Raw genomic sequence first — 12,741 nt, 5'->3', positions numbered from 1 at the left:
CTGTTCTCTAATTTACAATTTCAAACTTAAAGAATAATTAAATAATGGTATGAAATTTTAATGGCTACTATTGATATTTTATAGGACCATCAAATACCTATTAAAATGAAAGGAGCCTCTTGTGAAAAAATTTGCTTAGCAGGTAATTATTACTAACCCTAATGAATGTTGCTTATTCGTCTAAGCGGCTGTTATTGAAATGCACCTTAGCTTGTTCTCTGTGACTTTGCAGCAAAATGAGGAAAATTGAAAGGTAAAACCCATAATTCGCCAAAACACTCTATGATCATGATTCCAATAGAAATAATAATGAAGCTCTAGGGAATTTAGCGAATTTATGCGATAATTCAAGATTAGCTGACAACCAATAGTCCATTATGACCCTTAATAAATCACTTTCGCTGCTCTTCAGTTTTTTATTCTTATCTCCACTTCATGCACAAGTTAATGATTATTTTACCAAGATTCAAACAGATCCAAATGCACTCTATGCCTTCTTTAAAAATATGCCCAAAGGTGGCGAGTTACACTATCATCTTGCTGGAGGCCCTTATCCAGAAACCATGCTATCAATCGCGTCAAATGGCAAATACTGTATTGATTTATCGACTTTTTCAATAAATAAAACACCTCTTCATTGTGATGGGATCCACATAAAGGACCTGGTTAATAAACCAGAACTCTACTCCTCTATTATCCGTGACTGGTCATTAAAAGACTTTATTCCTGGAAAGGAAACCGCGCATGATCATTTTTTCAATGGTTTCATGAAGTATATGCCCATTGTCTTTGATTACAGGCCGCAATTAATCGCTGATGTCATTCGAAGGGCTGCCCAACAACAGGAACAGTATCTGGAAATAATGGATATTACTGATAATGCCAATTCTTTGCGTTTTGGAGAATTAATCAAAAACACGGATGGTTTCGATCAAAAGAAAAAAATCCTGTTAGAAAATAAAGAATTTAAAAATAATATAGAACAAACCATTTTTGAAAGTGACCGAATGCTGAATGAAGCCTATAGTGAACTGGGTTGTAAAAGCAATCCGAATGCAGAAGTTTGTAATGTTAAAATCAAAGTCCTGTACTACGTACTTCGTGAACAACCTATAGAGAATGTATTTGCCCAGGCATTAAATGCCTTTGAAGCAGTCAGTCATTCTAAAGGAAATTTGGTAGGGGTTAATCTAGTGCAGCCAGAAGATGGCATTATTTCTTTGCGTGACTACAACAAACATATGCAAATCTTTAACTATCTGCATACCCAATACCCTAATGTCAACATTGCCTTGCATGCAGGGGAACTGGCTCCAGAAGCAGTTCCTCCTGAAGATTTAAGGTTCCATATTTATGATGCCCTGAATACTGGACGTGCTCAAAGGATTGGTCACGGCGTAGATATTGGATATGAAAATAATGCGGAAGAAACCGTAAAATACATGGCAGAACATCATGTACCTGTTGAAATTAATCTTATCAGCAATCAGAAATTACTTAATGTTTCAGGCCGTAATCATCCGCTTAATTATTATCTGAACCACCACGTTCCAGTGGTGTTATCAACTGATGATGAAGGAGTTTTAAGAACTGATTTAACACGACAATATGTAGAAGCGGTTCTTGGTCATGGCCTTGATTATCAAACTCTAAAACAAATTAATCGAAATACTCTGACTTACGCATTTCTTCCAGGAAAGAGCATCTGGATTAATGCGGATACATCTGAACCTGTAGCCGAATGCCAGGATTTAAACAGTCAGAGCTGCCACAATTTTATTGATCACAATGAAAAAGCAAAATTACAATGGAATTTGGAGCAAAAATTAATGGCATTTGAGAAGAGTTATTAATATTCCTACACGGTATGCTCAGCAAACCCGTATTGAAGACTGAATTTATACGGGTTTCAACTTCTCCAACTATCGAACAAGTTCCAATAATGATTCAAGTAGTAAGTTTCCAAGTTAACAGCATATGATATGCATTTCATCAAATCATTCACATAATAACGAATCATTGTTACTCTTACAGGAAGTATAAAGTTACTTCAGGATCCCAATTAACATGTTAATGAGTTCAATAGATAAGTTTTTACAATCCAGTGCTTTTGCAGTCATTGGGGCATCTTCAAATCGTGCCAAGTATGGTAATAAAGTGTTACGCTGTTATCTTCAACATGGGAAAACGGTATATCCGGTAAATCCGCATGAACAACAGATTGAAGGATTGACTGTACTACCTGATTTAAGTGATCTGCCTGATGATGTGATGAGTATTTCCATAATTACACCACCCAAGATTACAGAATTGATTGTTGATGAGGCCATTAAAAAAGGAATAAAAAATATTTGGATGCAACCGGGAGCTGAGAGTGAACTGGCTATTCGTGCCTGTGAAGTGAATAACATTAATGTTATCGCTAAAGGTCCCTGTATTTTAGTGTTGCTGGGATATAATGAATAACTTTGTCCACACGTCGGATATTAGTTAACAATTTAGCCTGAAATCAACAAGATCATCCAGGCTAGAAACACCTGCTAAACAGAAAATGGATCGCGTAAAGTGATGGTTGAATCTCTTTCGGGACCTGTAGATAGCATATCGATTGGAACCCCTAATAGCTCTTCTATTCTCTTTAAATAGGCTATGGCATTAGGAGGAAGGTCACTCATTACAGTAACATCAGCTGTTGTTTCCTGCCATCCGGGCATTTCCTCATACACCGGAACCAGCCCTTCAAAATCATCAGCAGCTTGTGGTGGACGAGATAATAAATTGCCTTTACTGTCTTTATAATTCACTGCAATTCGAAGAACTTCCAAACCATCGAGAACATCCAATTTCGTAATACACAATCCGGTAATGCTGTTTAATTCGATTGAACGTCTTAGTAACACCGCATCAAACCAGCCGCATCGTCTTGGTCTTCCGGTCACTGCTCCAAATTCCTGACCACGCTCAGCAATTCGCTTCCCTATGTCATCAACAAGCTCTGTTGGAAAAGGACCTCCACCCACACGAGTAGTGTACGCCTTGGTAATACCTAATACGTAATCGAGATATCTGGGGCCAAATCCGGCGCCATTAATGACCGAACCAACACAGGTATTTGAGGAAGTAACAAAAGGATAAGTCCCATGATCGATATCAAGATATACTCCCTGGGCTCCTTCGAATAAAATATTATCACCCTGTTCTCTATGTTCATGCAGACAGGCTGACACATCACAGACCATTGAACGCAGTTCTTCAGCCCATTGCATGGCGTCATCCAATATGGGCTTTAACTCAACTGCGGGTTGTTTAAAATATTCCGTTAAAACAAAATTATGATAGTCCAGCAAGTTCGTTAACTTTTGCGTCAATCGCTCGGGATGAAATAAATCACTGACTTTAATGGCGCGACGGGCTATTTTATCTTCATAAGCTGGGCCTATGCCGCGACCTGTAGTACCGATTGCTGAATTTCCCATGTGTATTTCACGGGCTTTATCCAAAGCAACATGGCAAGGAAGAATCAATGGACAGGCCATACTGATACGCAAGCGATCTCGTACCTTAACGCCTTTCTGTTCGAGTTCATTAATTTCCGTTAGTAAAGCCTGCGGAGAAAGCACTACCCCATTGGCAATATAACAGGTTACATGAGGCCTGAGCATGCCGGAAGGTATTAAACGGAGTACCGTTTTCACCCCATTAATTTTCAAAGTATGACCAGCATTGTGGCCGCCTTGATAACGGACAACCACTTGTGCATCCTGTGTCAACAAATCGACAATTTTACCTTTGCCTTCATCGCCCCACTGTGTACCTAAAACAACAACATTCTTACCCATGATCCACTCTTAGTCTGCAAAAGCTGATTGATCTTGAACCCGATTTCAGCAAAATCGGACATTATAATTAATTTTTGGCAGCTACACCATCATTTTTTGGCATGGCGTGCTTAAAGTAATCAAAAAACGAGCTACTTTGATCCAGAACCAAAATATCTTTTTTATTGTTAAAACTGCCTTCATAGGCAATTAAACTTCGATATAACGCAAAAAACTCTTTATTTTGGCCATAAGCCTTGGCATATATGGTTGCTGCTTCCGCTTGACCAATTGCTCGGGTCCGTTGAGCATTACTTTTGGTTTTAGCAAGTAAGACCATTACATTGGCATCTGCTTTAGCCTGTATTTCCTCGGCGGCAGCTTGCCCGTCGGCTCTATGTCTATTGGCAATTTTCTGCATGTCAGCACGCATACGTTGATAAATGGCATTGCTGGTGTTGGCAGGAAGCTCTATGCCTTTAATACGGACATCTACAACATTGATACCCAATTCACCCGCTTGTTTCTCAGCTGCGTTACGCAGTAATTCCATGACGTCGTCCCGACCACCAGAAACTGCATCAGAAATAGTGCGTTTACCAAATTGAGCCCGTAATAAGGTATTCAATTGTTGTTCCAACAACGTTTCGGCTTTAAATTCATTACCCCCTGTGGATTTAAAATATTGTGCTAAATCAGCGATCCGCCATTTAACATAATAATCAACCATCACATCCTTTTTTTCTTTAGTCACTATTCGAGTAGATTTGATGTCCATAGTTTGTATACGAGTATCAAAAATCCGAACGCTTTCGATAAAAGGGGTTTTAAAATGAAGACCCGGATTCAGGACTTTGACTTTATCTGTCTGATTATCCTTTACCAACCGGCCTAATCGCAGAATGATCCCCTGCTGACCCTGAGTCACAGTAAACACGCTGGTTAACAATAACACTAATATTAAAAAGATTAAGATACCAAAGGTTGTCTTGGTAGCATTCATGATTAATCCCTCCCTTGACTGTAAGTAGGTCTGGTGAGATCTCGTCCAGCGAGTATTAGACTGTCTTCATCACTACCACTGTTCGCAGAACTGATTTTGTTCTTCATAGTATTGGATTGGGCAATATTTTGATTGCCGATGATTTTATCTAAAGGCAAATAAAGTAAATTACCCGATTTACTGTCGACAATGATTTTAGTGCTTTTATTCAATACTTTTTGCATGGTCTCAAGATACATGCGCTCCGACATTATTTGAGGTGAAGTAACGTATTGAGGAAGTAAGGCTAAAAACTCAGCCACCTCACCCTGCGCACGTAGAACGACTTGTTTTGAATAGGCTTGAGCTTCCTGTTCAATACGACTGGCATTACCTTCTGCTATAGGAATTACTTTTGCAGCATAAGCATAAGCCTGTTCTTTAAATCGCTTTTCATCTTCTTGTGCTTTAATTGCATCATCAAAAGCATCCTGAACACTTTCTGGCGCGCGGGCTGGTTGAGGGGATACGTTAACAATTGAAATACCTGGCTTATATATATCCAGCGTTTTCACCAGAGTATCCTGCACGCTATTTCCCCAAATTTCACGACCTTCTGTGATAATCTGATCAAGAGTAGTTGTACCAACCACCTGTCTTAAAGCACTGGATGTGGCTTGTTGCAAACTTTCTTCAGGATTTGCAACATTAAACAAATACTGCTGTAAATCGCTAATGCGGTACTGTACAGCCAAAGATACTGCTACCAGATTTTCATCACTGGTCAACATCTGAGCTGAGTAAGAATAATCGAGGACTCGGTCAACATTCATGACAATTTTGGATGATATAATTCTTGGAATCCAATGAGGTCCTGGCCCAACAGTCTCAACATACTTACCAAATCGTAAAATGACCGCTTGTTCCGCTGGATCAACAATAAATATTCCAGAAAGAACCCATAGAATAAAAGCAATCAGAACGACTATCATCGCCAATAAACCACCACTTGACCCACCTGATGATTGATTTTCTGATTGACCATTACCCCCAAAAAAGGTTTTCTTCAATTTTTCGTGAATACGTTTTAAAGCCTCATCAAGATCAGGAGGCTGATTTTTACCCTTCCATGGATCCTTGCCCTTTTCTGGCTCATTCCACCCCATGTACTACTCCTAGCATTTTCAAAGAAAGCTAGAATTCTATGGGGTATATCAAGTTTAAGCAAGTAGATACTGTTTCAAGACTGATTATTTAAGTTCTACTGCAGGTTACGCCATGCAGGGAGCATGGCATGACGACACCAATCAAGTTAATTTAGGTGAGGACTGTTCCTGCGTGAAACTATCTATATCCTCATGCGCTTCAAATTTTGGAAACATTTCATTATAGATGATTCCAGTCCTGCTTTTAGGATAGGTTTTGGCATAACGTTCAACTGTTCCCCAATCACTACGTCCCTCAGCTATCATCCATCGCATAGTACTCCAACAGTTAGGTACAAGTTGATTTTCATAGGCTTGTTTATATCGTCTCACAAACTCGGCATATAATTTAAGCGGATCGTGTTCTAACGACAAATTGGCATTTGCCGCAGTTTGCAATGGTTCATGAGATCCTTGAGCGACTAAGGTGTTACTGTATTTTCTAATGACCAGATCTTCAACCAAAAAGGCTGCTGAACAAGGGCTACCCAAAAGATGACGAATCGAACTTCCCCAGGAATGATCAGCGTAAATAATATAATGTAAGGCACTTTCTGTAAGGTGACAGCGATTTACGAAAGGATCGACAAGGTCGGGTTTGTTCTCCAGATAACTGTGAACAGCCTTTAATAAGGTAACACGATTATTACGTAATAGCGTACGCATGGTTTCATTGCGAGGAGGTTCAGCACCGTGGCATAATAAAACGGCCACGCCCCGTATAGCATCTGCCCTCCCTTCATTGTTAGCAATACGTAGGCATAACTCTTCAATAGCAGTATGGCCTGTTTTTTTGTCTCCAAAATAATGATTATTTTCGGCGTTAAGATTAAGTTTCTCAACTGGAAACTCCATAAGAGCTTCCAATGCATTGATTTTACCCAAACGTGAAGCCAACAGGACTGGAGTGTCTTTCATCACGCCCATGGGGTTTGCAAGATTTGCTCCTTCCTGGGCTAATAAACGAACGCCATCGGCATAATCCAGAACGACGGCCTGGTGAAGTGGTTGAAATTTCACATGAGCATTTGACCTGTTTGTTACCGAATGAATATTAGGTTCCTTGATCAGAATATTCATAAGCAACTCGGGATTTTTGGTATCTATTGCCAATGAAAGCAAAGTACGTCCTTCACTATCCCGTTTATTGATATCAAAAAAGTATGATTTAAACTGAGAGGCAAATTCTTTTGTTTTTTCTCTCAGAGCATTTAGTGCACTGATTACATTAACAGTAATATAATCCACTAGTGAATAATTGATTTTATCGGCTTGTAATAAATGGAGTGCTAATTGAATTTTTCCCGATGCAATTGCCTGATGTAAAGGCTCACCAACATTCACATTGCTGGATAACTCCAAAACCACATCCATTTTATCCATCAGATTTGTTGAAGGCTCATCCAGTTCAGAGTCTTTTACAGTTTCCTGATGCTGTTCAATCAAATAATTTAAAACGGTCATTTGTGAACCATTGGGTAACCAAAAGAGTCGGTCTAGATAATCCTTATCATGTTGTAATTTACGATTGACAAAGGCTCTGAAATCATCCAGTTTCAAGCCGGCGGCTTTATTCATTTCGTCTATAAAATCCATATTGTACATCCCTCTCTAGATTGCTTCTTATGATTCACACTGCGGATACCAATATTACACAATGGACAAATGAAGTTCAAACAGGACTTGCGATAAAATCTCAATCATCTCGTTAAAAGAACTTTTTACCTCAAACCTGATGTATTTCTAAAGTCCTGCCACCAATATCAACTCGTTTTAATTTTGTCTAAAACATCCTGATTTAAATGCTCTGCGATTAATGTCATCAACTTCACCGCATTATCATAATCTCTTTTATCAAACACGCCAGCGTGTTGATGTGCGTAACGAATAGGAATTCCTATATTTACAGTAGGAACACCAGTACCCGAAGCCTGTATTTTTGCACCATCTTCGCCGTATCCAGGCTCTACTTCAAGCTGTAAGGGAATGTTATTCTTATTGGCAAGCTCAATAACCCATTCGAGCAATTCCTGATTAGGTATCATTGAATGATCGTAGACAAATACACTGGGGCCTTTTCCTAAAAATATACGACTTTTACGATCTGCAAGCAGAGCAGGATAATCATCAGCGATACCTACCTCAATGTTAATGGCCACATCAGGATGCGTTGCTTTATAAACAGTACTGGCACCACGAAGTCCAATTTCTTCCTGCACCGTTGCCGCAACATATAATTGGTTAGGCTGTTGCTTCTGTTTCATTAATTCCAGCACATCGCTGATTGAAGCAAGTCCGATGCGATCATCCAGCGCTTTAGCCAAAAATCGATTGCTGCTTAATTGACTGAACTCACTGACAGGAGTTACTTCAAGACCCGGACGTATTCCAAATTCTTTTTGCGCCTGCTCCTGGCTCTCCGCTCCTATATCCAAAAACAAAAAGTTCATATCGGGTGAACCAAGCATTTTCTTATCACCTAACAGATGAGGTGAGTCCATGCCTGAATAAGCTAAAACAGGACCTTTCGCAGTGGTTACTGTCCAGCGTTGTGCGTAAATAACTGAGTTGGCGATACCACCTAATGGAACCACCTTTAAAAATCCCTCTGGAGTAATGGATTCGATCATAAAGCCGGTTTCATCCAGGTGAGCCATAAATAATAATTTAGGCCCTTGTTGGTTGTTTTTACGCCCTATTAAATTACCCATCCCATCAACCTTTAAATCAGTTAATAAAGGTTGCCAGTTCTTTTGCATCACCTGTCGTATCGGTTTTTCAAAACCTGAAGCGCCAGCCATTTCAGTAAGACTGGCCAATAATGGCATTTCAGACGCGGCATTTACTGTCAATGAAGCAATCATTCCAGTGATTACTAATATTTTTCCAAGCATTTTTACATCCCTATAGTTTATTAAAGATCAAATCCCATACTCCATGCCCCAACCGCTCACCTCGTAATTCAAATTTCGTAAGTGGTCGAGACTCAGGTTTTGGTGAATATCCCCCTGTGACTTGCTGATTTATTAATGTGGGTTCCGCAGATAAAACTTCTAACATATGTTCGGCATACTCCATCCAGTCTGTGGCACAGTGTATGAACCCGCCTTTCCTGATTTTTTTGGCCAGTAACTGAATAAACTCCGGTTGAATCAAACGTCGTTTATGATGGCGTTTTTTATGCCAGGGATCTGGAAAAAAAATTTGTACTCCTGCTAAAGAATCATCATTTAACTGAGTCTGAAATACTTCTACGGCATCATGGGCCATAATCCGGACATTAGACAGTTGATGATCATGCAAATCAGCTACCAGACTGCCTACACCTGCTTTATGAACTTCGATACCCAGATAATTTATCTGAGGATTATTTTTTGCCATGGTTAATAAAGAAGTACCCATGCCAAAACCAATTTCGACAACTGTATCCGCAATTCGATGAAATTGTTGTGCTAAATCCAAAGTATCGTTGCCCATAGGTAACTCATAATCTTTAAGCCATAAATCCAATCCTTGCTGCTGGCGATTACTCACGCGTCCTGCACGCAGGACATAACTTTTAATCTTACGATGCATCTCTAAAACTCAATTTAAAAGCCCGAATTATACTGATTTTGTTTAAAACTTCTACCAAGCTTCCTCATTCAACGTTTTTTTGATAAATTAGAGCAAGCGATTGCTCCTTTCACTATAAAAGTTCGCTATGATCTTTTTTAGTAAAAATAAAAGAATCGTTTTTAAGAACCAGGCAAACCTTACTGATTGCCTTGAAGATCGAGTTTAATTAGCATAGTGAAGCAAAAATTATTGCAATATTGGAGTTTTTTTGTTATAAAACCGCTCTTGTATTTCACATCCGGCTATTTTGTTTAACGAAAGCCCCGAATTTTACAAAGACGATCACAATATAGAACCTATTTGGAGTAACAGAATGTCTAGAGTATGTCAGGTAACTGGCAAGCGACCCATGACTGGTAACAAAGTGTCGCACGCTAACAATAAAACTAAAAGACGCTTTCTGCCCAACATTCAGAACCACAAGTTCTGGGTTGAAGAAGAAAATCGATTTGTCTCATTAAGACTGAGTACTAAAGGTATGCGTATCATTGACAAATTAGGTATTAAAGCAGTTCTGGATAAAATCAGAGCTGAAGGCCAGAAAGTATAACTCAAGGGGATAAGCCATGGCAGCTGTTACTGTAAAAGTCAAAATGGAATCCACAGCAGGAACTGGATACTATAAAACAACAACTAAGAACCCACGTAACCATCCTGAAAAGATGGAACTTATGATGTACGATCCAAAAGTACGTAAGCACGTGCTCTTTAAAGAGAAAAAAGTAAAATAATTGCTTTAGCCCCATATTTTTTGGGGCATGCTTCCTTTGTAATCAATTAAAATAAATCCAATCTGTATCATTTAATAATTAACCTGTTCATTTAGTTAATAAAATTAAACCATTAATCTTCTTATCTTCAAATTAAGCCCGGCAAATACTGGATAATCCTTACGGATCGTTTAAACTGATAGTTAATAGCAGTGAAAACAAAGAGGATTTGCATGAAACCGTCATTGCAACTTAGTATCGGTCAACATCTCACGCTAACACCACAGCTACAGCAAGCAATAAGACTGTTACAACTATCAACAATAGACTTACAACAGGAAATTCAACTGGTTGTTGAATCAAATCCTATGTTGGAAGCAACCCCAGTTGAAGAAAAGGAAGAACCGCGCCAGGATGCTTCTGAACAACAAAATAGTGATGAATTTGCTGATTTTCAATGGTCCCAACTTTATAACAATTTAAATAAACGTAATAATTTTGATGACAACGATTATAATTTTGATAACTTGCATTGCACTACAACCAATTTACAGGATCATTTGCGCTGGCAACTCGATCTTTCTCCCATGAGTGATATCGACAGAGTCATAGCAACAACAATTATTGATGCGATTAATGACGATGGATTCCTCACTATGTCCATTAACGATATTTATGCCAGCTTGAATAGTGACGATTGCCCTCTTGATTTAGATGAAATTGAAGCTGTGAGGCACAGAATTAAACTGTTTGATCCTGTTGGTTGTGCTACAACCGGTTTATCAGAAACACTATTAGTTCAACTGGAACAATTGCCTTTAGATACAGGCTACTTAACTATAGCGAAAAAAATTCTGGTAGATGACATCGATTTGCTTGCACAGCATAATTACAGACAATTGATGAAGAAATATCAAATAAATGAAAAAATTGTAGATGAGATTCTGCAGATTATTCACCGATTGAATCCCAAACCCGGTAATTTGATTCATCAGGACATCACTGAATATATTATCCCCGACCTAATTGTTAAAAAAATTGACAATCAGTGGAAAGTCATTCTCAATCAAACGGTTTTGCCGCATTTAAGTATTAACAATCAATATGCCGCATTAATTCAAAGAGCGGATAACAGTGTTGATAACCAATATTTAAAAAATAATTTACAAGAAGCCCGCTGGTTTTTAAAAAGCATTCAAAGCCGTCAGGAAACGTTACTGAAAGTCGCTACCTGTATCGTGGAGTACCAAAAGGGTTTTCTTGAGTTTGGCGACGAAGCCATGAAACCATTAATTTTAAATGATGTGGCGGCTGCTCTGGATATGCATGAATCGACAATATCACGAGTTACAACTCAAAAATTCATGCACACCCCTCGAGGTGTGTTCGAACTCAAATACTTTTTCTCCAGTCATGTAAGCACAGATGCTGGAGGAGAATGTTCCTCAACAGCGATACGGGCCATTATTAAAAAATTAATTTTAGCAGAGAATAGGAAAAAGCCCTTAAGTGATAGTAAAATTGCTGAGTTAATTGCTGAGCAAGGTATTCAAGTCGCACGACGTACTGTTGCAAAATATCGCGAAGCCATGGGGATAGCCCCATCCAATGAACGAAAAGTTATTCGTAGTTAATTAATTATTCAACTGAAGGAGAGCCTTATGCAAATCAACATCACTGGACATCGATTGGATGTTACTCCTGCACTCAGAGCATTCACCGAAGAAAAATTCGAACGGCTTGAGCGTCATTTTGAGCACATCACGGCTATCAATGTGGTATTTGATGTCGAGAAGCTAAGACAAATTGCTGAAGCAACTATTTTAGTAACTAAAGGTGAAGTACATGCAAGTTCTGAATCTGAAGACATGTATGCTGCTATTGATACACTTGTTGATAAACTGAATCGACAACTTGTAAAACACAAAGAGAAAATACTGGGTCTAAGAGATCACAGAGAGTAAATGTTACCTTCCAACCTGGATATCATCGCTGTTTCGTGCGGCGATGATGTCCAAATGGCACTTCAATTACACCAATATCATCGTTTTAGTCCTGAGAAGCGTGATTTTAGCCCGTCTAATCTATACCTGACGCCTGAGTCATGATACATTGTACCCGCTATGATAAAGACTAAAATTACTATAATTAACAGATTAGGTTTACATGCCAGAGCTTCGGCGAAATTTGTCTCAACTGCGGCAAGATTCCAAAGCCATATCGATGTAACCAAAGATTCGCAGACCGTTAATGGAAAAAGCATTATGGGTGTGATGATGCTCGCCGCCAATAAAGGGAGCGAGTTGACGCTTGAAATAGATGGACCTGATGAGTCCGCCATGAATGATGCTTTAGTCCAGTTAATTAATAACTATTTTGGTGAAGGCGAATAACTGGACTACTGAAGA

Annotated in this window: 13 protein-coding genes; 7 read left to right on the top strand and 6 right to left on the bottom strand. The window is 39.0% G+C overall.

The genetic code is table 11. From position 1 onward, the window contains the following. Positions 1 to 377: 377 nt before the first annotated feature. The gene (locus Lqua_RS00900) at positions 378 to 1,853 is read left to right on the top strand and encodes an adenosine deaminase family protein (protein WP_058472429.1); all 1,476 of its coding nucleotides are present in this window, start codon (positions 378 to 380) and stop codon (positions 1,851 to 1,853) included. A 214-nt stretch (positions 1,854 to 2,067) separates the two neighbouring features. Next, complete coding sequence (locus Lqua_RS00895) at positions 2,068 to 2,466, top strand: CoA-binding protein (RefSeq protein ID WP_058472428.1); 399 nt, start codon at positions 2,068 to 2,070, stop codon at positions 2,464 to 2,466. Positions 2,467 to 2,540: 74 nt separating this feature from the next. Here Lqua_RS00895 and Lqua_RS00890 read toward each other — a convergent pair whose 3' ends face one another. From Lqua_RS00890 to trmB, 6 genes are all read right to left on the bottom strand, one after another. Beyond that, positions 2,541 to 3,839, bottom strand: a complete 1,299-nt coding sequence (locus tag Lqua_RS00890; RefSeq protein ID WP_058472427.1) for an adenylosuccinate synthase — start codon at positions 3,837 to 3,839, stop codon at positions 2,541 to 2,543. 67 nt (positions 3,840 to 3,906) lie between these two features. After that, positions 3,907 to 4,821: a protease modulator HflC gene (gene hflC, locus Lqua_RS00885; RefSeq protein ID WP_058472426.1), complete on the bottom strand. Its 915-nt coding sequence runs from the start codon at positions 4,819 to 4,821 to the stop codon at positions 3,907 to 3,909. Between the two features lie 2 nt (positions 4,822 to 4,823). Next, positions 4,824 to 5,966, bottom strand: coding sequence for an FtsH protease activity modulator HflK (hflK, locus tag Lqua_RS00880; protein ID WP_058472425.1), 1,143 nt, complete (start codon positions 5,964 to 5,966; stop codon positions 4,824 to 4,826). A 141-nt stretch (positions 5,967 to 6,107) separates the two neighbouring features. Next, on the bottom strand, positions 6,108 to 7,601 hold the full coding sequence (gene ankC, locus Lqua_RS00875; protein WP_058472424.1) for a Dot/Icm T4SS effector AnkC/LegA12: 1,494 nt from the start codon (positions 7,599 to 7,601) through the stop codon (positions 6,108 to 6,110). A 167-nt stretch (positions 7,602 to 7,768) separates the two neighbouring features. Further along, positions 7,769 to 8,869, bottom strand: coding sequence for a M42 family metallopeptidase (locus Lqua_RS00870; protein ID WP_420798045.1), 1,101 nt, complete (start codon positions 8,867 to 8,869; stop codon positions 7,769 to 7,771). 40 nt (positions 8,870 to 8,909) lie between these two features. Continuing rightward, the gene (gene trmB / locus Lqua_RS00865) at positions 8,910 to 9,581 is read right to left on the bottom strand and encodes a tRNA (guanosine(46)-N7)-methyltransferase TrmB (protein ID WP_058472422.1); all 672 of its coding nucleotides are present in this window, start codon (positions 9,579 to 9,581) and stop codon (positions 8,910 to 8,912) included. A gap of 355 nt (positions 9,582 to 9,936) precedes the next feature. Between trmB and rpmB the strand changes: the two genes are divergently transcribed. From rpmB to Lqua_RS00840, 5 genes are all read left to right on the top strand, one after another. Then, a complete protein-coding gene (gene rpmB / locus Lqua_RS00860; RefSeq protein ID WP_058472421.1) occupies positions 9,937 to 10,173 on the top strand; it encodes a 50S ribosomal protein L28 in 237 nt (78 codons plus the stop codon). Positions 10,174 to 10,189: 16 nt separating this feature from the next. Continuing rightward, positions 10,190 to 10,354: a 50S ribosomal protein L33 gene (gene rpmG, locus Lqua_RS00855; RefSeq protein WP_006872450.1), complete on the top strand. Its 165-nt coding sequence runs from the start codon at positions 10,190 to 10,192 to the stop codon at positions 10,352 to 10,354. A 212-nt stretch (positions 10,355 to 10,566) separates the two neighbouring features. Then, the gene (locus Lqua_RS00850; RefSeq protein ID WP_058472420.1) at positions 10,567 to 11,967 is read left to right on the top strand and encodes an RNA polymerase factor sigma-54; all 1,401 of its coding nucleotides are present in this window, start codon (positions 10,567 to 10,569) and stop codon (positions 11,965 to 11,967) included. Between the two features lie 27 nt (positions 11,968 to 11,994). After that, complete coding sequence (gene hpf, locus Lqua_RS00845; RefSeq protein ID WP_028383680.1) at positions 11,995 to 12,297, top strand: ribosome hibernation-promoting factor, HPF/YfiA family; 303 nt, start codon at positions 11,995 to 11,997, stop codon at positions 12,295 to 12,297. 159 nt (positions 12,298 to 12,456) lie between these two features. Further along, positions 12,457 to 12,726, top strand: coding sequence for an HPr family phosphocarrier protein (locus tag Lqua_RS00840; RefSeq protein WP_058472419.1), 270 nt, complete (start codon positions 12,457 to 12,459; stop codon positions 12,724 to 12,726). The last annotated feature ends 15 nt before the right edge of the window (positions 12,727 to 12,741 follow it).

The organism is Legionella quateirensis (assembly GCF_001467955.1).
Classification (GTDB): domain Bacteria; phylum Pseudomonadota; class Gammaproteobacteria; order Legionellales; family Legionellaceae; genus Legionella; species Legionella quateirensis.
This window is presented reverse-complemented; position numbering and strand designations above follow the sequence as displayed.

Bases quoted from the DNA above. Each gene is read 5' to 3' on its own strand.
- Lqua_RS00900 (WP_058472429.1), top strand. From the start codon at position 378: ATGACCCTTAATAAATCACTTTCGCTGCTCTTCAGTTTTTTATTCTTA.
- Lqua_RS00895 (WP_058472428.1), top strand. From the start codon at position 2,068: ATGTTAATGAGTTCAATAGATAAGTTTTTACAATCCAGTGCTTTTGCA.
- Lqua_RS00890 (WP_058472427.1), bottom strand. From the start codon at position 3,839: ATGGGTAAGAATGTTGTTGTTTTAGGTACACAGTGGGGCGATGAAGGC.
- hflC (WP_058472426.1), bottom strand. From the start codon at position 4,821: ATGAATGCTACCAAGACAACCTTTGGTATCTTAATCTTTTTAATATTA.
- hflK (WP_058472425.1), bottom strand. From the start codon at position 5,966: ATGGGGTGGAATGAGCCAGAAAAGGGCAAGGATCCATGGAAGGGTAAA.
- ankC (WP_058472424.1), bottom strand. From the start codon at position 7,601: ATGGATTTTATAGACGAAATGAATAAAGCCGCCGGCTTGAAACTGGAT.
- Lqua_RS00870 (WP_420798045.1), bottom strand. From the start codon at position 8,869: ATGATTGCTTCATTGACAGTAAATGCCGCGTCTGAAATGCCATTATTG.
- trmB (WP_058472422.1), bottom strand. From the start codon at position 9,581: ATGCATCGTAAGATTAAAAGTTATGTCCTGCGTGCAGGACGCGTGAGT.
- rpmB (WP_058472421.1), top strand. From the start codon at position 9,937: ATGTCTAGAGTATGTCAGGTAACTGGCAAGCGACCCATGACTGGTAAC.
- rpmG (WP_006872450.1), top strand. From the start codon at position 10,190: ATGGCAGCTGTTACTGTAAAAGTCAAAATGGAATCCACAGCAGGAACT.
- Lqua_RS00850 (WP_058472420.1), top strand. From the start codon at position 10,567: ATGAAACCGTCATTGCAACTTAGTATCGGTCAACATCTCACGCTAACA.
- hpf (WP_028383680.1), top strand. From the start codon at position 11,995: ATGCAAATCAACATCACTGGACATCGATTGGATGTTACTCCTGCACTC.
- Lqua_RS00840 (WP_058472419.1), top strand. From the start codon at position 12,457: ATGATAAAGACTAAAATTACTATAATTAACAGATTAGGTTTACATGCC.